Source organism: Embleya sp. AB8 (assembly GCF_049739465.1).
Classification (GTDB): Bacteria; Actinomycetota; Actinomycetes; order Streptomycetales; family Streptomycetaceae; genus Embleya.
The window spans coordinates 24,250-42,672 of the sequence record NZ_JBMHHY010000028.1 but is presented as its reverse complement, the minus strand read 5'-3'; the positions used below and the strand labels follow the sequence as shown (position 1 = coordinate 42,672).

Genomic DNA, 18,423 nt, shown 5'->3' with positions numbered 1-18,423 from the left:
GGGCGCCGGTGGGGGCGGCGCCCGACCGGCCCGCCGAACCGGTGCCGCGGCGGCCACGAGGCAGGCCGGCGGGCCGATCGCCGAACCGGTCACCAAGCCGGTCGCCCGGCTACGGAACCAGCGGGACGCGGTGCTTGGCAAGTTCGGCGAGGACCGCCTGATTCGCCTCCCAGCCGTCCGGGAAGCTGACCGGGACGCCCAGTTGCACGGGATCCGCGCTCGGATGCGCGTCCAGCAGTTCGGGGATGCCCGCGCGGGCCACCACCAGGCACGCGTGCCGATGCCGGGAGGCCAATACGCACAGCCGGCCGGTCTCCAGGTGGAACTCGGTCGCGTCCCGCCGTCCCGACAGCGGGTGCAGCACCACGGTTACGTCGAACTCGCGGCCCTGGAGCCGGTTCGCGGTATCCACCACGATGTCCGCCGCGCCGAGCGCGCGCAGGGCCGCCTCGACCCGGGCCCGCTGTTCGCGATGGCTGACCCCGATCGCGATCCGCGACGCGTCCAGCGGCGTTCCGCCCGGCGTGCGCTCGCCGATCGCGACGCCGCCGCGCGCGAGCAGCCGCGCGGCCAGCGTGGCCACCGCCCGTACCGTCTCCTCGTCGCCCGCCGAGGTGAATCGCGCGGGCAGTTCGAGCAGTCCCCAGCCGGACGCCGCCGCGACGTCCACGGCCGCGTCGTACGCGTCGTGTTCGCGCGCCTCGCCGAAGCGCAGCAGCCGCTCGCCCGGCCCGGTGCCGGAGCGGAACGGGGTGAACGGGTAGAACGCCTCGGACACCAGCGGCGCCGCGCTCGCGGGCAACCGCCACGACACCGGCAGGCGATGCACCGGCAGGTCCGGGTTGTGCCGACGCAGCACCACCACCGCGCTCTGCGACGGGTCGTAGGTCAGGCTGTGCCAGCGCGAGGTGTCCACCGTGGCGAACGGGTCGAGTTGGCCGGGGTCGCCGACGAACAGCGCCCGGTCGAACAGCCGGGCCACCAGGAGCAGCGCGTCCGAGCGCATCTGGTACGCCTCGTCCACGATCGCCCACGGCCAGCGCCGGTCCTTGACCAGCGCCCACTTGGCGGCGGTGGCCACCACCACCGCGCAGGCGTCCAGCGCCTCGGCCTGCTCCGCGTTCGCCACGGACGTGCCGACCAGCGCGGCCGGCAGCCGGTAGCCGGTCGCGGACAACCGGCCCACGGTCAGCTGCGGATGTTCCTCGACGAGCCGCACCAGCAGGTCGTCGACCTGGTTGTTGGTCTGCGCGACGATCATCAACCGTTCGCCGGCGGCGGCCAATTCCCCCGCCGCGCGCACCACGAGCGTCGACTTGCCCGCGCCGGGCGGCGAGTCCACCACGACGCCGCGATGCATCCCGGCGCCGAGATCGGCGAGCACGGCGTTGGTCGCGGCGGCGGCGAGCGCGGCCGGATCGCCGGCCGGGTGTGCGAGCGCGGCCGTCACGACCACTCCTCCAGGGCGTCGTCGGCCGAGTCGGCAACCGGGTCGGCTTCCGGATCCGGAGGCGGGCCGCCGTGCGTCCAGGGCGTGTCGGCGACCTCGGGCCAGTCCGGGCCGCGGCGGAACTCGGCGATCAGCGAGGTCCAGCACAGGACTTCGCCGGGTTCGGGCACGCTGCCCGGCTTGGGGGCCTTCCCGCCACCCATCCCGCCGCGCAACTCCAGGACCACCCGGCCGGGTTCGCAGTCCAGGACCCGGGCCTTCGCCTCCCGGCGCTCGACGCACTCCAGGTCGGTGCCGGGCCCGAACAGCGGTTCGTCCTCGGTCCGGAAGGTCAGCAGCGGGCGCGGGCGCGCGGTCTTCTTCCCCGGTTCGGCGACCATCCGCTCGGCGTCCACCGCGATCAGCTCGCCCCGGAACGCCTCGCCCGCGAGCCGGACGGCGGCCATCAACAGCGGGTCGTCACGCACCTGTTCGGCGTCCAGCCGGGCCTGGGCCCGTTCCCTGGTCGCGAGTTGCGCGGCGGCCGAGATCGCGCCGGGCACCCTGGGCTGCGGGCGCGACTCGGGATCGGCGAGGTCGGCCGCGAAGAAGCTGTACGAGGCCCGGTCGGCCTCCCAGCGCCCGGCCACCGAGGCGCCCTCGGGTCGCGTGCCGAGCAGCTCCACGCCGCGCCACATCCGTTGCCACGTGGGCAGCAGTTCGGCGAACAGCGCGTCCCGGATCGCCCGTTCCGCGCCCTCGGCATCACCACCCTCGCCCCGGCTCGCCTCGTCGAACGCGGCGATCAGCGGCACCAACCGCTCGTCGAACGCCGGATCGGTGGCCGGCCCGGCGGTCGGCCCACCCTCCACGGCCCGCGCCGCCTGATCCCCGCGCAGCCCGGCGGGCGGGTCGATCCAGGCGAGCAGCGCGGCCAGGTCGCCGTCCTCCAGCGCGCTCTGCCCGGTCGCCCACGCCTGGGTGAGCAGATCCGTCATCGCCGACAACACGCTCGATCCGGGCACCCCGGCCCGGTCCGCCAGCCACGTACACCAGCGACCGAGCAGCGGCACCTCCGGGGCCACCGCGTACTCCCCCTCGGCGCTGCGGAATCGGGTGGACCGGCCGAGCAACCGCAGATACTCGATGCCGCCCGCCGTGGGTACGAGCACCTGCGGGGCGTCCAGGCTGCGTTCGTACGGATCGTCGCCACGCCGCTCGACCGTCTCCGTCCGGGCGGCGAATTCGCCCAGGTAGGGCAGCAGCAGTCCGGCCAGTTCGGCGGCGTGCGCGAACCGCCGCTCCCGGTCCCGGGGTTGCGGTACGACGAACAACTGCGGCCGATCCGGGTCGGTCCCCACCAAAGCGGCCAACGGCGCGAACGCCTCACCCGCGAGCACGTAGGGCACCAACACGACCGGCCGCCCGGACAAATGCCGATGCCGAACGGTGGCCGCCGGCTGCGCCACCCCGGTAGCCGCAGCCCGCAACCGCCCGAGCGCCCCGACCGCACTCACCGGGCACCACCAAGCGCCTCGTCGCGCAACGCCTGGGCCCGGCGCAGCAACCGCGCCACGTCCTCCTGGCCGGGCTCGGCAACCCGCGTGCCGTCGGCGAGGGCGAGCGCCGTGGCGATGTCCTCGATCCCGCCGAGCGCGCCCCGCACCGAGGTGCCCAGCGTCCCCACGCTGCCGCCGCCCGAGGCACACGTGCGGGCCTCGTGCCGGCAGAACAGCGCGAGTTCGCACGCGGTCAGGCAGTCCGGCACGTAGGCGGCGGGCACCCGGGTGACCGCCGCGCCGACCTGCTCGCCGGCGACGTCGAAGCTCAGCCCGGCGGGCAGCGCGTCGAGCAGCTCGTCCACGCCGGACAACCGGGCCAACCGCCGCCGGGTGGTCGCCAGTTCGCGGCGCACGTCGAGCACCACGGCGACCGGATGGTTCGCGAAGTCCTGGGCGCAGACCAGCACGATGTCCGTGGCCACCAGGTCCGGATCCAGGCCGAGTTCCTCGACGAGCAGGCGCAGCGCGTGTACGTATACCGCCGCCTGTCGGGTCGCGGAGGCCAGTTTGCCCGGGTCGGCCGACCCGTCGATGATCGCGAACGACTTGATCTCCACGATGTGGAAGCGGCCGGCCACCCGGCAGGCCATCGCGTCCGGTTCCAGGTAGGCGCGCCGCCCGGCCACGTCCAGCGGCAGCAGCGGATGGTCCAGGATCGCCCCCGCGTCCGGTTCGTCCCGGGCCGCCCGGGCGAGCGCGTCGCGGGTGCGGGCCACCCGCTCCTCCCGACCCGGCCGGCCGCCGACCCCGCCGGCGTCCCCGTCCCGGTGCACGTCGAGCAGCGGGCCGCCGTCCGGATCGGCGCCCAGCGCCTCGGCGAGCAGCCTGCGCAGCTCCCGGCCGCCGTCCGCCTTGACCCGGGCCTCGAACACATTGCCGCGACCGATCGCGAACGGGGAGCGCCCGTAGCGGTCCGGGAAGCCGAGCCGGTCGGCCAGTGCGGTCTTCTCGATGCCCGCCGCGTCGAGCACGCCGCGGCGCGCGCAACCGGGGTTGGCCGCGAGCGCGGCCACCGTGCGGGCGTTGTGGTTGCGGGTGGGCAGTGTGCCGCGCAACTGCGCCAACCTGCCGGCGATGGCGCCGGTCGTACCCGTCGTGCGCATGTCTCGTCTGCGGCTTCCGTCGTCGAACCGTCCGGTCCCGAGTCAGTGTGGACCATGTCACCGACAGGCGGAACTCAGCCGTGTTCGTCCGCCCCGGGCAGGGCCACGAAGCCGGTCTCGTCGGTGGGCGCGAGTTCGGTGAACGAGGCGAGCGCCTCGTCGAGTTCGCGCACCGCGACGGTGTGCTTGTACGGCTCCAGCGCCTTGCGGGTGAGCTTGACCCGGTCCATGCCGACCGAGTACCAGTGCACCCGCAACATGTCGACGGATTGGAACAGCCGGCCGCACGTCTCGTCCACGTCGCCCGCCCGAAAGGCCGCCTCGGCCAGGTCGGCGTACATCACCGCGCGCTGCTTGTCGCCGTTGGCGGGCAGGCTCTGCAGCGCGTCGTTGAGCGACTCCTGGGCCTGCAACATCCGGCCGGCGGTCAGTTCGGCCTTGCCGCGAAAGCCCCACAGCCGGGAGGCGTCGAAGAAGTCGAGCCAGGGCGGCGTGGGGGTGTTGTCCGGGTGGCACAGCAGGTCCTCGGCCCGGTCGAGCAGGTGCAGGCCGTGCTCGGGGGTGCCGCGCAGCGACTCGAACTCGGACTGGACCGCGTCGAACCAGGCGAGCATCACCATCGGCGCACCGCGCGTAGCGGTCTTGCGGGCGAACTCGAGAATGTCCTGAGCGGCGGCCGGGGCCGCGCCGAAGGCCGGGATGAACGCCGTGTGCGCGAGCACCGCGGCGGCGAGCAGACTGTCCCCGGCCTCCTTCGCGGCCTGGTAGGCGACCAGGTAGTGGTCCTGCGCGTCGTGTGCGCGGTCCAGGTCGAAGAAGGCCATCCGGCCGGCCAGCATCGCGGTCTCGGCGAGCGAGGCGCCCAGGATCCGGCGGGCTCGGGCCGGGCCGGGGGCGTTGAGCAGTTGGGTGCCCAGCCGTACGTGGGCGAGCACCGAGGGGTAGGCGATCGCGGCGGGCGCCACCCAATACATCTGCCGGTAGGTCCGGGTCAGCATCGCGTACTGCTCGGCGCCGACCGCGGTCAGCTGGCCGGCCCGGGACTGCATCGGCACCGCGAGCGGGCCCGGGTCGGGGCTGTCCGCCCGCAGCAGTTGACGCAACACCGCCGGGGTGGCGATCTCCAGCGTCCGGCTCGGCGGCTCGGCGCTCGCGGCGGGCCCGATCGCGCGCAGCGGCGGGCGGACCGGCAGCCCGCGCGGCGCGTCGCCCTCCAGCCGACGGCCGCCGACCACGGTGGGCCCGGTCTCGATCGAGGGGTGCTGGGCCGGGATCGGCGCGAGCCCGGGCGGGGGCTTGGGTCCGGGCGGCGGCACCGGTCCCGGGGGGGCGCCCGGGCCGGGCGGGGGCACCGGACCGGGCCGGGTCGGCGGCACCTGTCGGCCGATCCCGGGTGCCGGGCGGACCGGCACGGCCATCGCGCCGCCGACCGGACCGCCGGTGGGCGGTGGTTGCCGACGGACCCGGGCCTCGCCGTAGCCCTGCTGCTCCGAGCGGTCCGGCGCCCGCCCGGTTTCCCGGGCGGGCGCGGGGAACGCCGAGGGGGGCGGGGGTTGCTCGGCCGGTGGGTGCGGCTCGGCGTATCCCTCTCCGTACTCCTCCAACTCGGCCTGCCACGGCGGGGTGAACCCGAGATCGGTCAACGGCCGCTCGAACAAAGCCTGGAGAACCTGCTGATAATCCGGCGTCGGCCAGGGTGGCTCGGCACTTTCCCAGCGCCGCACCTGGCGCACGCTCACCCCGAGGCGAAGCCCGCATTCCAGTGCCTTCTTCTCGAAGGCGTCGGCCAATTGTTGCTGGGAAACCCAGCCATGCGAGTGCCGTAGCGCCTTCAGCCGGACATTCCCGGACGAAGGACCGGCCCCCTGCCGCATGGCCATCGGCCCTCCCGGTTACACGTGCGGTGTGCTGTGCAGGCTGTGATGCCGACGGTACCCGCCGTGAGAGGGGCCGCGGGACCTGTTTGCGGATGTCCGGAAAATGGCGTCCTCCCGGTGTCCTCAAAGAAGTCCTACGGGGGACCTTGCGCGCCCTCGATACGCTCCCCGCGCGCCCCCGCCCGGTGTCCGGGGCTGTCGAGGGGTGTCGATTTTCGATCACCGCCGACCCCTGCTAATGTTTCCCACGCAACGCAAGCGCCGCTAGCTCAGTTGGTTAGAGCAGCTGACTCTTAATCAGCGGGTCCGGGGTTCGAGTCCCTGGCGGCGCACCTTGCGAAACGGCGATGGGACTCTCGGTTCACCGAGGGTCCCATCGCCGTTTCGGCGTTTTTATCAGAGCGGGCACCAGCCAGCTGGCATCCCCGGCGGCGTCGTTGTCCACCCGAACCGCATCGAGCCCGGCAGTGAACGTACCTTCCGGAACACACCTGCGAAGTCGCGCAAACGACGCTCACCACGTGGAACCCGTGAACCAGTCATCCAGTCCACGGGATCGCCTTTATCGCCGACACGGTCAGATGCCGGCAACGGATGCGCTCGTCCAGCCACTTGGCGGTAGACGGACTGCTGAGCGTGCGCAACAGATCTCGGCACTGGCGCACTCCGCGACCCACCCGCTTCGTGGGCACCAACACCACGGTCCGGGATACGGGCGGTCCGAAGTCAGCCGCCCTGGATATCGCCAACGCGCGGCATCGGCAGGACGGCCGTCCGACACATCGGCGCGTTCACGTGCTGCGAGACGAACAACGCGTGATCCGGCAAAAGAGGTTCGAACTCCAGTCCCGCGTTGGTCTTGGTCACCGTCAGACTTCCGACACAACAACGGCCCTTGCTGCGACCCGCCGCCTCTCCGGTGGCCAAATGGTCGTCGGGCAGGGGTCCGGCAAGGCTGTGGCAGTGCCGTGAAACCTGCGTGCAGGCGATATGCGCGTCCGGGGCGGCCTTGCGTACCGCTGCCACCACGTCAGGATGCGGATTGTTGGCGCGCCCACCGCTGAGGATGGAGAAAACCACCACCTTCGGCACGACCAGCTGCGTCATTCGTTCGGCGAAGCGTGCCGGGTCGGCGCGACCCGGACGACCTCCGTGGTGTGGGAACACCAGGACGGGTGCCGACAAGTCGCTCTCGAACTCCTCAAGAGTCCGTAGCGCGACGTCGTCGATGTCGGCAGCAAGGAGCACGGCCGGAACCTTGTCCAAGTGGACTTTGACCACAACCGAGACGGTATTGGCCGTGAGTGTTCCAAACATCCGATGGTGTTTGGTAGGCCCGGTGCCAGCCATGACGATGCTCGGATGTACGACTTCCAACCAGGCCCGCCCATTGTGCAGTTCCCGGCCGATCTCGGTGTGGATGGCCTGGTGGCCGTCCAGACCCCCCGCGCGTTTGCGGGCGTGAATCGCGCGGTGAAGCTTCTCCCAGACCGCCGTGTTCTTGCCACCGTCCGCGTTGTACCAGACCGTGCCGATAGTCCGGGCCGGGTCGAGGATTACATTGCCTGCCCCGCCGGCGTGGTCGCTGTCGGAATGTGAGACGACAAGGTGCTCGATCCGATCGCACCTCAGGCGCTGGAGCTCGGACTTGACCAGGTCGCCCGGCGCCACGTCCACAACCGAGCACGTCGTCCCATCCCAAATCACGGCGCTGTTGCCGTGTCCGACATCCAGGATCCTCATCCCAAGCCCATTCGTCACGGGCGTCGCGGATGAGGGTCGAACTCCAGTCATGAGGTGAACCAGTCCTCCGGCAGATCGGGAGCGATGGTGATGTCACGGTAGTAGAGGTCGTCGGGGCGCTTGGCATTGCAGTTGACCTTTGCCTCCAGCCAACGGCCCTCCAGTTCACCAGCCTTCAAGCCGGTTGCCGCCAGTGCGGGCTCCAGTGGCATCCAAACGCTCTTCTGCATGTGCCAGCCCACCACGACGACCCGGGCGCGCTTCACTTCGTTCGTGGTGAAGACTTCAAGCACCTCGATAGGGGTAAGGAAACAACGGCGCTCCTCGCTGAAGTCCCCCCGTAGTTCGCGGACGGTGTAATCGAGAGCCGGCACGATGCCATCGGTCAGGTCCGGTTTGTCGACGACAGCCGGGATGCCGGACAACCATCGGCTGATCGATCCAGTCTGGTCGGTGCCTCGATGACTCGTCAGCAGCACAGCCGGCAGCGGTCGGCCGGGGCGCTGGTTGGCACGACTCACCAGTTCCGCGCCGGTGAAGCCGAATCGCCGGGCACCGCTGAGCACGTGGTCACAGACCAAGGCATCGAAGCCCCGGCAGACATGGGCCAAAAAGGCATCCACATCCAGTCCGTCCGCGTTTTCACTGAGCGGGACCGCCGCGAAGTCGGCATCCAGCAAGGCACCGGCTGCGGCCTCGGCGTCCTCGCCGTCATCATCGAGAACCAGAACCCGTGCCCCTGGGTTGAGCGTCGCCACACCCATGCGATCCCCCGATCAGCTGTCGGTCTCCACGGCGTCGGTGGTAGGCAGCGTGATCAGGATACTGGCTCCTCCCAACTCTCCTGTCTCTTCCGCTCGATGGGTCCCGTTGAGGTCGGCGACGATGTCGCGCACGATGGTGAGGCCGAGTCCGGTTCCACTGTCTCGCGTGGTTCGACCAGGCTGCCAAATCTCATGGACCTTCAGCCCTCGAATGCCAGGCCCACTGTCGTGTATGGCCAGTGCCACAACGGCACCGTCCCGGCAAGTGCTGATGCGGATGACCCGATCCCGATCGGTTTCATCCTCACGGGTGAACGCGTGCGCAGCATTGGCAAGCAGGTTCGACACGATCGATTCGATGTCCGCAACCGTCGTACGCACTGTGGACTGTCGGGCGTCCAAGTCGAGTTGGACTTCGATCCGCCCCAGGCGCAGGTACGGCATGAACAGCTCTACCGTCTCCCGACAGGCGACGTCGATGTCGACGTTCTCCGGGCGGCGTTTGCGCTTGGCCAGCAAGTCCAGTGGCAGGCGGGCAAAGGTATTGACGGTTTCGGCGCTGCTGATCGAGCTCTCGATCGGGTTCGCAAATCCGGCGGCGTAGTCTTCACTGCCGATCAATCGCTGAAGCCGCGTTCGCACGGACTTGAGGAGGTTGACGATGCGAGCGGCAGGCTTGATGGACTCGTGAGCGAACACCGCAGTACTGGTCCCCACTGTTGCCAAAGTCCGGTAGAGCAGCAGGTCCTCGCGCAGCGCCTGAATCTCCTCCTGCTTGGTCGCAACCAGGTCACGAGCGGCAACCTTGATGCGCGCCACGTCGGAAGGCCCGGCTTCGCTGTCGAAGAGTGTCGGCGCGCGGTCGGAGGCCGCTTCGAGGACTCGGTTCAGCTCCTCCTCCGCTGCCACAGCCATGTCTCGGGTCTTGCGGACCTGTCCGACACGGCGGGCTTCCCGTCTGTCGATCCGTCGCTCGGCCGCCCAGTCCAAGGCATGCCGCGCAAACGCCTGCAATTCGAGGAAGGCGACGTCGTCGACGAAACCGCTCCGGTCCGTTTTGGGCCGCAAGACGTCGTCGGCATCATCGACCCAAATTCCACCGAATGAGTTGTTTGTCGAGGGGCGCCCCTCGGGGCTTCCTGCCCTTCGAGCGTTGATGGCAAGCCAGTCATCGCCGCGATCTCCGTACGGCTGCACCCGAAGGCCCCGGTGGAACAGGTGGATTCCTCCCACATGCTTCAGCCAGGACCTCAGTGCCTCGGTGTCCTGCCGCACGTGGCGAAGCTCGGCTGACGCTCCGGGGTTGAGGTTGAAAGTCCAGACCTCCAAGAACGCCGCCGGAGCCTGGAACTGGAGCACCGGGGGTTTACCGCGTGCCTCGCGCGTGCGACCGCGTGCCACGTCGGCGTGATCGCCCTGATACTCGGGCTCCCCGCGCCAGTTGTAGAGCACCGCACGAGCCTGACCGTTCTCATCGAGCTCGGCAACCAGGCGAAACTCGACCGCCTCGGTGAACTGTTCCCACGGACTCATCACATCCCGTTCGAGAGCGACGAACCCCGGGGCGTCACAGGTGATCCGGAACGTCGTGGCACGAGTCGGCGGCCCACTCACCAGAAGCAGTCCCCTGGCCAAACGGGACGCGTGCGCTTCGGCGAAGCCCTCGCGCAGGTCATGCACGATGATTTCGGTACCGGGCTCCTCTGTCGTATCGGTGCGCCGTACCTCGTGGAGCACGTCCTCGACTGCTTGGGCCTTGTCGATCCGGTCCCAGTCGATATCCAGGGCGTATTCGGCACCGGGTTCCGAACGCGGCTTGGTGCGGACGGACACGCGGTGTCCCAGGCGCAGCGCCGAGATTCGGCCGAGGCCCTTCTCCCCGACCTTCCGCCGCCCCGATTCCGTATGCCGCCCGCCATCGAGCGTCTTGCCGGAACTCCCGATCAACAGGAAGCCCGATGCCAGGTCCTCGGCAGTCATTCCGTCGCCGTCGTCGGCCACCATGAGGCTGCCGCCCGGCTCGCCGGCATCGGCAAGGCGGATGTGACAGTGCCTCGCATCCGCGTCATAGGCATTGCGGACGAGTTCCATGACCCCGTAGTCCGGGTGTTGGACGAGCTCTTCACCGATACGCCTGAGGATCTGCGGAGAGAATCGCAGCGAATGTCCCAAGAGCGAAACTCCCCTTCCCGTCCGGGCTGCAAAGCGTTCCGGCCCTGTCCGTGATCTGCGGGACCAGAGTAGTCGGATCGCTGACGCGACCGCCCGGGATACGACGCTTCGCTGTCAATTCCTACGCTTGGTCGCCTTCTTCGGTCCGGCAAACCACGTCCGAGCGATCCCGGACATCGCTGCGAAGCCCGCAGTTTCTTCGGCCGGTGCGGACGCAAGGAGCTCCTGAACTCGGAAGCCGTGGGCGAGGGTGGACCCCCGGGGTCGTGGTCCATAGCCTGGACGAGTTGGTTGATGATCTTCGATTGCGTTGTTGGACAAGGGGATTCGATGACCACCCTGGACGTGCCGGACATACTTTCGCCCGAGTTCGCGGCCGATCCGTATCCGCTCTACCGGACCATGCGGGACGAACACCCGCTGCTGTGGCACGAGGGGATGCAGAGTTGGCTCGTCTCGCGCTACGCGGACGTGGAACGGGCCTTCAAGGAGCCGGTGTTCACCACCGACAACTACGACTGGCAGTTGGAGCCGGTGCACGGGCGGACCATCCTCCAGTTGAGCGGACGCGAACACGCGGTCCGCCGGGCCCTGGTGGCGCCGGCGTTTCGGGGCAACACCCTCCAGGAGACCTTCCTGCCGGTGATCGAGCGCAACAGCCGGCAGCTCGTGGACGCCTTTCGCGGGCGCGGTTCGGTGGACCTGGTCCCGGAGTTCGCGCAGCGCCTGCCGGTCAACGTGATCGCCGACATGCTCGGCCTGGACCGGGCCGACCATGCGAGGTTCCACGGCTGGTACACCTCGGTCATCGCGTTCCTGGGCAACCTGAGCCAGGACCCGGACGTCGCCGCGGCCGGACTGCGCACCCGCGCCGAGTTCGCCGCGTACATGTTGCCGCTGATCGCCGAGCGGCGCGCGAACCCGGGCCCCGACCTGCTGTCCACGCTGTGTCTGGCGGAGATCGACGGCACCCGGATGAGCGACGAGGACATCAAGGCGTTCTGCAGCCTGCTGCTGGCCGCCGGCGGCGACACGACCGAGAAGGCGATCGGGAGCCTGTTCAAGAACCTGCTCGAACACCCCGAACAACTCGCCGCCGTACGCGCGGACCGCTCGCTGATCCCCCGGGCGTTCGCGGAGACGCTGCGCTACTCGCCGCCGGTGCAGATGATCATGCGCCAACCCGCCGAGGACGTCGAACTGAGCGGCGGCGTGGTGCCCGCGGGCAGCACGCTGACCTGCCTGATCGGCGGGGCCAACCGGGACGACCGGCGCTACGCGCACCCGGACCGGTTCGACATCTTCCGCGACGACCTGACCACGAAGACCGCGTTCTCCGCGGCGGCCGACCACCTGTCCTTCGCGCTGGGCCGGCACTTCTGCGTCGGCGCGCTGCTCGCGGCGGCCGAGGTCGAGGTCGGTACCAACCAACTCCTGGACGCGATGCCCGACCTGGCCTTCGCACCGGGGTTCGCGCCCGCCGACAAGGGCGTGTTCACCCGCGGCCCGGTGGCCCTGCCGGTGACCTTCACCCCGCCGGCCTGAGCCCGGTTCGGGGGCGGGCCCGGCGCCCGCCCCCGAACCGGCTCCCGATTCAGCCCACGTAGGCCGGGGTGAACTCGACCGGGAGGTGCTCCAGGCCGCGCATCCACACCGAGTCGCGCCAGACCAGTTCCCGGGTGGGCACCGAGAGGTTGACGTCGGGCAGCCGGTCCAGCAATACCTCGATGGCCGCGCGCGCGATCACCTCGGCCAGCTCGGGGGCCGGGTAGGGGCAGCGGTGCTCGCCGTGGCTGAACGACATGTGCGCGTTGTTTCCCGCCGCGCCGACATAGGAGTCCGGGCGCACCTGCGGATCGGTGTTGGCCGCCGACAGGCCGAGCACCAGCAGGTCGCCGGCCTTGATCTTCTGCCCGCCGAGCACGGTGGCCCGGACCGCCCAGCGGCCGATGAAGTTCTGCGTCGGGGTGTCCTCCCACAACACCTCGTTCAGCGCCTGTCCGACGCTGCGCCGGCCACCGGAGAGGGTCAGTGCGAAACGGTCGTCGGTGAGCATCAACCGCAGGGTGTTGCCGATCCAGTTCGCGGTGGGCTGCTGAGCGGCGGCCATCACCACGAGCAGGTCCTGGATCAGTTCCTCCTCGGCCAGTCCGGCCGGGTGCGCGAGCAGCCGCGAGGGCACGTCGGCACCCGGCCGTTCGCGCTTGCGCTCAAGCAGGCGGGCCATCGTGGCGCGTACCCGCAGATGCGCCTCGACCGCACCCTCCCCGCCGTCCAGCGAGCCGGCCAGGTCCCGGACCAGGTCCGGGGTCTCCTGCTCGGGCAGCCCGAACAGCCGGGCCACCACCAGCGAGGGCAGCCGGTGCGCGTAGTCGGCCATCAGCTCGGCCTCGCCCACCCCCGCGAACTCGTCCACGAGCAGGTCGGCGATCCGCTCCGCCTGAGCGCGCAGTTCGAACTGGTCCACCGCCGCGAGCGCGTCGCTGATCGCCCCGGAGCGGCGCCGGTGTTCGGGCCCCTCGGTGAACATCACCGACGGCTGGTAGCCGACGAACGGCATCAGCGGCCAGTCCGGCGCGATCCGATCCCACGCGTGCCAGCGCCGCGAATCCCGGGCGAACAATTGGTCGTTGGCGGTGACGTGGTGCACCTCGCGGTAGCCGAGCACGAACCACGCGGGGATGTCGCCGTCGAGCAGGATCGGCGCCACCGAGCCGTGCTCCTGGCGCAACTTGCGATACATCCCGTGCGGGTCCTGCCACAGGCCCGGGCCGGACAACCGCGCCGCGCCCACATGCGAGGCGGCCGGCGGCGAGGCGCCCGGGTGCGCCGGGCAACCCTCGGGCGGCGCGGGGGCGTTCGGGTCGTTGAGGTCGGCAGGCGTGCTCACAGGGCGTGCTCCCGGGCGAAGGACAGCGTGTAGAGATGGTTCACGAGCGCGATCAGCACGGCCTTGCTGGACTCCCGGCTGCGCGCGTCACAGTCGACCATCGGTATCTCCGCGGGCAGCGACAACGCCTCGCGCACCTGGTCCAACGTGTGCTCGGGCGGGCCGAAGTTGTTGCGGGCGAGCACGAACGGCATCCCGTGGTGCTCCAGTCGGTCGATCGCGTACCACGAGTCCTCCAGGCGTCGCGGATCCACCAGGACCACCGCGCCGAGCGTGCCGGCGAACAGCCGGTCCCACAGGAACCAGAAACGCTCCTGCCCGGGGGCGCCGAACAGGTAGAGCACCATCTCGTCGTTGAGCGAGATCCGCCCGAAGTCGAAGGCGACCGTGGTCGTGGTCTTGCCGTCGGCACTGCGGGCGTCGTCGATCCCGACCCCCGCCCGGGTCATCGTCTCCTCGGTGTTGAGCGGACGGATCTCGCTCACCGAGCGCACCATCGTCGTCTTGCCGACGCCGAACCCGCCCACGATGGCGATCTTGAGCCCGTCGCGCGCGGTGCTCGCCAGGGGGGTACGCACGGCCGGGTCGGCCGCGGCGAGCTCAGAGGTTGTGGAGTCCAACGAGCACCTGCTTCAGGATCTCGGTATCGGGTAGTTGCGCCCGGCGCGGGGAGGTGCGCGGATGCCGCGCGGTGATTCGCCCCGTGTCGAGCAGGTCGCACAGCAGGATCTTCACCACGCCCACCGGCAGGCCCAGTTCGGCGGCGATCTCCACGACGGCGGTGGGTCGATCGCACATCCGCAGGATCCGCACGTGCTCGGACTGCATGCCCGGACTCGGCTCGCACTCGCTGACGATCAGCGTGACCAGGTCGAACGCCTCCTCGTCGGCGCGCGTTCGGCCATTGGTGACCGTGTACAGCCGGTCCGGGTCGCCGCTGTCGACTGGCCGCCGGATCATGCCGATCGGCCGCCTTCGTCGAACTCCCGGGCCGGTGTGCTCAGATACTCGCCGATCTGCTCGACCAGCTCGTTCATGTTGTGGCCGACCACCCCGGCGTCCGCGTCGTCCGCGGCGATCACCGCGAGGTGGGCGCCCTCGCCGGCCTCGACGATGAACAGGATGCCGCCGTGGAACTCGGTCATCGACTGCCGGACGCCGCCGCTGCCGTCGCCGAACTCGATCGAGGCGCCGTGCGACAGGCTCTGGATGCCGGACGCGATGGCCGCGAGTTGGTCGGCCTGGTCCACGGTCAGTCCGGCGGTACGGCACAGCTTGAGGCCGTCCTTGGACAACACCAGGGAGTGCCGGGTGCCCGGGGTGCGCTCGATCAGGTTCTCGAGCAGCCAGTCGAGGTCGCGCTCGGGCCGGCCCTGCGTGCCGATCCGCTGTGCGTCGGTGCCGTGTGCTGTTGCGCTCATAGGGCTTCCGAGGTGGACATCCGTCGGATGGCCGACCCCCGCCTCCGTTCTCTCGTTGCGGACGACCCGGCGAAGGGGCGATCAGGAATTGTCGTCGGGGGACGCCGTCACGTCCCGACCCGGTCGGTCGCCCTGGACGGCCTGACGGAACGCGCCGAAGCGGGACCCGGGCGCGGGGCGGGGCTTGGTCGACCGCTCGGCGGGATCCGGGCCCGCTTCGGCCCGCTGCGCCGCCTTGGCCGCGGCGGCCAGGGTCTGTCCGGGGCGGCGTTTGGCCAGCCCGGAGAGGGTGGCCGCGGGTGCCGCCCGGGGTACCTCGGCGACGGCCGGTTCGGCGGCCGGCTCCGCGATCGGCTCGACGGCCGAGGGGGTGACCGGTGCCGGTCGGGGCTCCGGAACCGGTGCCGGCTCGACCGGTCGCCCACTCGGCGCGGCGCGCTTGCGCGGTTCGGGTCGGACCTCGGTGACCAACTGCCGCGGAATCATCACCACGACGCCGGTGCCGCCGCGCGAGGACGGCCGGAAGGACACGGTCAGCCCGTGCTTGCGGGCCAGACAGCCGACCACGGCCAGGCCGAGCCGGGTGCCGGAGAGCGTGGTCAGGTCCAACACCTCCGCCGAGACCGCCTGTTCGGCCCGGCGCAGGGCGAACTCGCCCATCACCAGGCCGCCGTCCTCGACGGTGACCACGACGCCGGCGGGCACGTCTTCGACGTAGACGTGCACCTGTTCCGAGGGCGGGGAGAACTTGGTGGCGTTGTCCATCAGTTCGGCGAGCGCGTGCATGACGCCCTCGGCCGCGTAGCCGGCCACCGCCGCCTCGCTGGAGGAGTGCACGCGCACCCGCTGGTAGGCGCTGATCCGGCCGACCGCGCCGCGCAGGATGCTCTCCATCACGATCGGCTTGGTCCAGCGCCGACCCGAACGGGCGCCGGTGAGCACCGCGATGCTGTCCGCGAGCCGACCCGCCTGGGCGGTGCTGTGGTCGAGCCGCAGCAGGTCGCCGAAGACCTCCTCGCCGTGCCGGTTCTCCATCTCGCGCAGGTCGGCGAGCATGCTGGTGGACAACGCCTGGACCCGCCCGGCCGCGTTGGCGCACGCGGACATCGCCGCGGCGCGCATCCGTTCGCCCTGGCCGATCTCGCGGGCGACCCGGTTCAACATCCGGTCCAGTACCTCGTGTTGCGGCCCGGGCAGGCCGGCCAGGGCGGTGTCCACCGACGCGCCGTCGCGCAGCGCGGCCACCAGCATCGGCAGCGTCTCGTCGGCCAGCCGGACCGCCTCGGCCTCGAACGCGGACATCCGGTCGCGCTCGGTGTCGTGCCGGCGGGCCGCGTCGTCCGCCGACGCGGCGACCCGGGCCCGCAACACGTCCGCGACGCCGATCGCGTACACCGTGGCCGCGACGGCCACGGCCAACGCGAGGGCCACCGCGCCGCCGCCCACCGCCACCGTGCCGCGATGGCGCGAGCCGACGGTGGACACCGCCCACGCGAGGACGCCTCCGGTGACGAGCAGGACCACCGCGAAGGCGAGCAGTACCCGTCCCATCGGGGGACGTTCGGACCGGGCGCGAGGGGGCGTCTGTACTGCTGACATCAAGCGGATCCTCGTGGCCGGGGGCTGGTCGGGCGTGAGCCTACCCGGCCCGATCCGGACAGGCCCAACACCGACCTTCCGGACGCGTGCGTAGCCTGACGTGTCGTCAACCGACCTGATATGTCCGTGACTTACCCATCTCCGCCGGGCCCGGGTCGGGTCCCCGAAATCCCCCGCGTGGCCGAATTCGACCACGTCCGAACGGCTTTGACATGGCGTCCCGGCGAACTCCCCACGACCCGCGGGCGATCTCGTCGACTCACCCGAACGGGCCCGCACCGTGTTCGAACTCACGCCCGACGGCGCGCCGAATCGAGCCGATCCCGCTCGATACGAGACGCATATCACATCCATCGGAGAGCAACCTTGGACCCCCTGGGACAGTCAATGATGCGGAGACTCGCATCGCGCGGCCTCCGGCTCCTCGACCCATTGGCGCAATCCGCCGAACCCGTTTGAAGGGAATCCCGAAACGTGGCAGGTAAAGCGATGCGACGGCGCACCGTTCCGGCCGTCCTGGTCGCCGGCGCGATCCTGTTCACGGGGGCCTGCGGGCTGACGGGCGGCGGCGACAAGGGCGACAAGACAAGCAACGCGGGCAGCGAGTCCAAGGCCCCGGTCGGCCCGGCCGGCGCCGGCGGCACCGAGTCCGGGAAGCCGGCCGAGCAGCCCAAGGGCATCCCGCCCAAGCTGACCGTGACCCCCGAGGACGGCGCGACCGGCGTCGACCTCGCCGAACCGCTGACCTTCGCGGTGGAGGGCGGCAAGGTCGCCTCGGTCAAGGTGCTCAACGCCAAGGGCGAGCCGGTCGACGGCACCCTCTCGGCGGACGGCAAGTCCTGGAAGCCGAAGGTCCCGTTCACCCCGGGCGGCCAGTACACGATCGGCACCGTCACGAACAACGCGGACAACCAGCCGACCACGACCTCCACCAGGTTCACCACCCAGACGCTGGGCAAGGAGGTGACCGCCTCGATCTTCCCGGACGGCGGCACCGTCGGCGTCGGCCAGCCCGTCTCGGTGCGCTTCGACCGGCCGATCACCAACCGGGCCGCGGCGGAGAAGGCGATGAAGGTCACCGCGACACCCGCGGTCTCCGGCGCGTGGCACTGGTTCGGCAACACCCGGGTGGAGTGGCGGCCGAAGGAATACTGGAAGGCCGGGACGAAGGTCAGGGTCGACCTGAATCTGCGTGGCACCGACCTCGGCGGCGGCTCGGGCTCGCGCCAGTACAAGAGCTTCAACTTCGGGATCAGCGGTGTCGCCCGGATCTCCACGGTCGATGTGGCCGCGAAGACGATGACCACCACGGAGAACGGCAAGGTGGTCAGGACCGCGAAGGTCACCACCGGCGAGTCGCCCAAGTACGACACGTGGGGCGGCGTGATGGTGGTGATGGAGAAGTACGAGAAGACCCGGATGAACTCGGCGACCGTGGGTCTGGGCAAGGAGTACGACATCCCGGACGTCCCGTGGGCGGTCCGGATCACCACGTCGGGCACCTTCGTACACGGCAACTACTGGTACGACAAGGCCAATCCGCCGTTCGGCCGGGTCAACACCAGCCACGGCTGCGTGAGCATGACCCCCGAGGACGCCAAGTGGTTCTACGACCACGCCGATCGCGGCGACGTGGTCAAGGTGGTCAACTCCCAGGAGCACGCGGTCGCGGCGGACAACGGCTACGGCGCGTGGAACCTGTCCTGGGCCCAGTGGCTGGCCGGCAGCGCGACCAAGGAGTGACCCGGGAGCCACCCGCCCTCGACTGAGATCTCGGTCACACCGGGCCCCCCGTGCAACGGCGGCGCCGCCGCCGGCGTCCCTCTGGTGAATCCAGCGAACGCCACAGCCCGGGGGGCCCTT

The 18,423-nt window shown here is 70.6% G+C and carries 14 protein-coding genes and 1 tRNA gene; 3 read left to right on the top strand and 12 right to left on the bottom strand.

Features of this window, described 5'->3' with window-relative positions; genetic code table 11:
• Window positions 1–109 precede the first annotated feature (109 nt).
• From ABIA38_RS34485 to ABIA38_RS34470, 4 genes are all read right to left on the bottom strand, one after another.
• Window positions 110–1,450, bottom strand: coding sequence for an AAA family ATPase (locus ABIA38_RS34485; RefSeq protein ID WP_424642868.1), 1,341 nt, complete (start codon window positions 1,448–1,450; stop codon window positions 110–112).
• A complete protein-coding gene (locus tag ABIA38_RS34480) occupies window positions 1,447–2,946 on the bottom strand; it encodes a hypothetical protein (protein WP_424642867.1) in 1,500 nt (499 codons plus the stop codon). The genes ABIA38_RS34485 and ABIA38_RS34480 overlap by 4 nt, the downstream gene beginning before the upstream one ends.
• Window positions 2,943–4,094 carry a hypothetical protein gene (locus tag ABIA38_RS34475; protein ID WP_424642866.1) on the bottom strand — a complete coding sequence of 384 codons (1,152 nt, stop codon included), beginning with the start codon at window positions 4,092–4,094 and terminating at the stop codon, window positions 2,943–2,945. The genes ABIA38_RS34480 and ABIA38_RS34475 overlap by 4 nt, the downstream gene beginning before the upstream one ends.
• A gap of 74 nt (window positions 4,095–4,168) precedes the next feature.
• A complete protein-coding gene (locus ABIA38_RS34470; RefSeq protein ID WP_424642865.1) occupies window positions 4,169–5,974 on the bottom strand; it encodes a hypothetical protein in 1,806 nt (601 codons plus the stop codon).
• A 255-nt stretch (window positions 5,975–6,229) separates the two neighbouring features.
• Here ABIA38_RS34470 and ABIA38_RS34465 point away from each other — a divergent pair.
• Window positions 6,230–6,303, top strand: a tRNA-Lys gene (locus tag ABIA38_RS34465).
• Between the two features lie 394 nt (window positions 6,304–6,697).
• Here the strand turns inward: ABIA38_RS34465 and ABIA38_RS34460 are convergent.
• From ABIA38_RS34460 to ABIA38_RS34450, 3 genes are read right to left on the bottom strand one after another with little or no spacing between them, the layout of a single operon-like run.
• Window positions 6,698–7,714 carry a ComEC/Rec2 family competence protein gene (locus ABIA38_RS34460; RefSeq protein ID WP_424642864.1) on the bottom strand — a complete coding sequence of 339 codons (1,017 nt, stop codon included), beginning with the start codon at window positions 7,712–7,714 and terminating at the stop codon, window positions 6,698–6,700.
• A gap of 47 nt (window positions 7,715–7,761) precedes the next feature.
• Window positions 7,762–8,472 (bottom strand): response regulator, encoded by a 711-nt coding sequence (locus ABIA38_RS34455; protein ID WP_424642863.1) that lies wholly within the window; start codon window positions 8,470–8,472, stop codon window positions 7,762–7,764.
• An 18-nt stretch (window positions 8,473–8,490) separates the two neighbouring features.
• Complete coding sequence (locus ABIA38_RS34450) at window positions 8,491–10,569, bottom strand: sensor histidine kinase (RefSeq protein ID WP_424642862.1); 2,079 nt, start codon at window positions 10,567–10,569, stop codon at window positions 8,491–8,493.
• 411 nt (window positions 10,570–10,980) lie between these two features.
• Here ABIA38_RS34450 and ABIA38_RS34445 point away from each other — a divergent pair, with 411 nt between their 5' ends.
• Complete coding sequence (locus tag ABIA38_RS34445) at window positions 10,981–12,195, top strand: cytochrome P450 (RefSeq protein WP_424642861.1); 1,215 nt, start codon at window positions 10,981–10,983, stop codon at window positions 12,193–12,195.
• Window positions 12,196–12,244: 49 nt separating this feature from the next.
• On the opposite strand, the gene ABIA38_RS34440 is transcribed toward ABIA38_RS34445, so the two are convergent.
• From ABIA38_RS34440 to ABIA38_RS34420, 5 genes are all read right to left on the bottom strand, one after another.
• Window positions 12,245–13,540 carry a cytochrome P450 gene (locus ABIA38_RS34440; protein WP_424642860.1) on the bottom strand — a complete coding sequence of 432 codons (1,296 nt, stop codon included), beginning with the start codon at window positions 13,538–13,540 and terminating at the stop codon, window positions 12,245–12,247.
• Window positions 13,537–14,160, bottom strand: a complete 624-nt coding sequence (locus tag ABIA38_RS34435; protein WP_424642859.1) for a GTP-binding protein — start codon at window positions 14,158–14,160, stop codon at window positions 13,537–13,539. Before ABIA38_RS34435 ends, ABIA38_RS34440 begins: the two co-directional genes overlap by 4 nt.
• Window positions 14,141–14,500: a DUF742 domain-containing protein gene (locus tag ABIA38_RS34430; protein ID WP_424642858.1), complete on the bottom strand. Its 360-nt coding sequence runs from the start codon at window positions 14,498–14,500 to the stop codon at window positions 14,141–14,143. Before ABIA38_RS34430 ends, ABIA38_RS34435 begins: the two co-directional genes overlap by 20 nt.
• Entirely contained in the window at window positions 14,497–14,961 is a 465-nt protein-coding gene (locus ABIA38_RS34425; protein WP_424642857.1) for a roadblock/LC7 domain-containing protein, read from the bottom strand. Before ABIA38_RS34425 ends, ABIA38_RS34430 begins: the two co-directional genes overlap by 4 nt.
• A gap of 81 nt (window positions 14,962–15,042) precedes the next feature.
• Window positions 15,043–16,512, bottom strand: a complete 1,470-nt coding sequence (locus ABIA38_RS34420) for a sensor histidine kinase (protein WP_424642856.1) — start codon at window positions 16,510–16,512, stop codon at window positions 15,043–15,045.
• Window positions 16,513–17,049: 537 nt separating this feature from the next.
• Between ABIA38_RS34420 and ABIA38_RS34415 the strand changes: the two genes are divergently transcribed.
• Entirely contained in the window at window positions 17,050–18,303 is a 1,254-nt protein-coding gene (locus ABIA38_RS34415; protein WP_424642855.1) for an Ig-like domain-containing protein, read from the top strand.
• Window positions 18,304–18,423 lie beyond the last annotated feature (120 nt).

Bases quoted from the DNA above. Each gene is read 5' to 3' on its own strand.
- ABIA38_RS34475 (WP_424642866.1), bottom strand. From the start codon at position 4,094: ATGCGCACGACGGGTACGACCGGCGCCATCGCCGGCAGGTTGGCGCAG.
- ABIA38_RS34470 (WP_424642865.1), bottom strand. From the start codon at position 5,974: ATGGCCATGCGGCAGGGGGCCGGTCCTTCGTCCGGGAATGTCCGGCTG.
- ABIA38_RS34460 (WP_424642864.1), bottom strand. From the start codon at position 7,714: ATGAGGATCCTGGATGTCGGACACGGCAACAGCGCCGTGATTTGGGAT.
- ABIA38_RS34450 (WP_424642862.1), bottom strand. From the start codon at position 10,569: ATGGAACTCGTCCGCAATGCCTATGACGCGGATGCGAGGCACTGTCAC.
- ABIA38_RS34445 (WP_424642861.1), top strand. From the start codon at position 10,981: ATGACCACCCTGGACGTGCCGGACATACTTTCGCCCGAGTTCGCGGCC.
- ABIA38_RS34430 (WP_424642858.1), bottom strand. From the start codon at position 14,500: ATGATCCGGCGGCCAGTCGACAGCGGCGACCCGGACCGGCTGTACACG.
- ABIA38_RS34425 (WP_424642857.1), bottom strand. From the start codon at position 14,961: ATGAGCGCAACAGCACACGGCACCGACGCACAGCGGATCGGCACGCAG.
- ABIA38_RS34420 (WP_424642856.1), bottom strand. From the start codon at position 16,512: ATGGGACGGGTACTGCTCGCCTTCGCGGTGGTCCTGCTCGTCACCGGA.
- ABIA38_RS34415 (WP_424642855.1), top strand. From the start codon at position 17,050: ATGCGACGGCGCACCGTTCCGGCCGTCCTGGTCGCCGGCGCGATCCTG.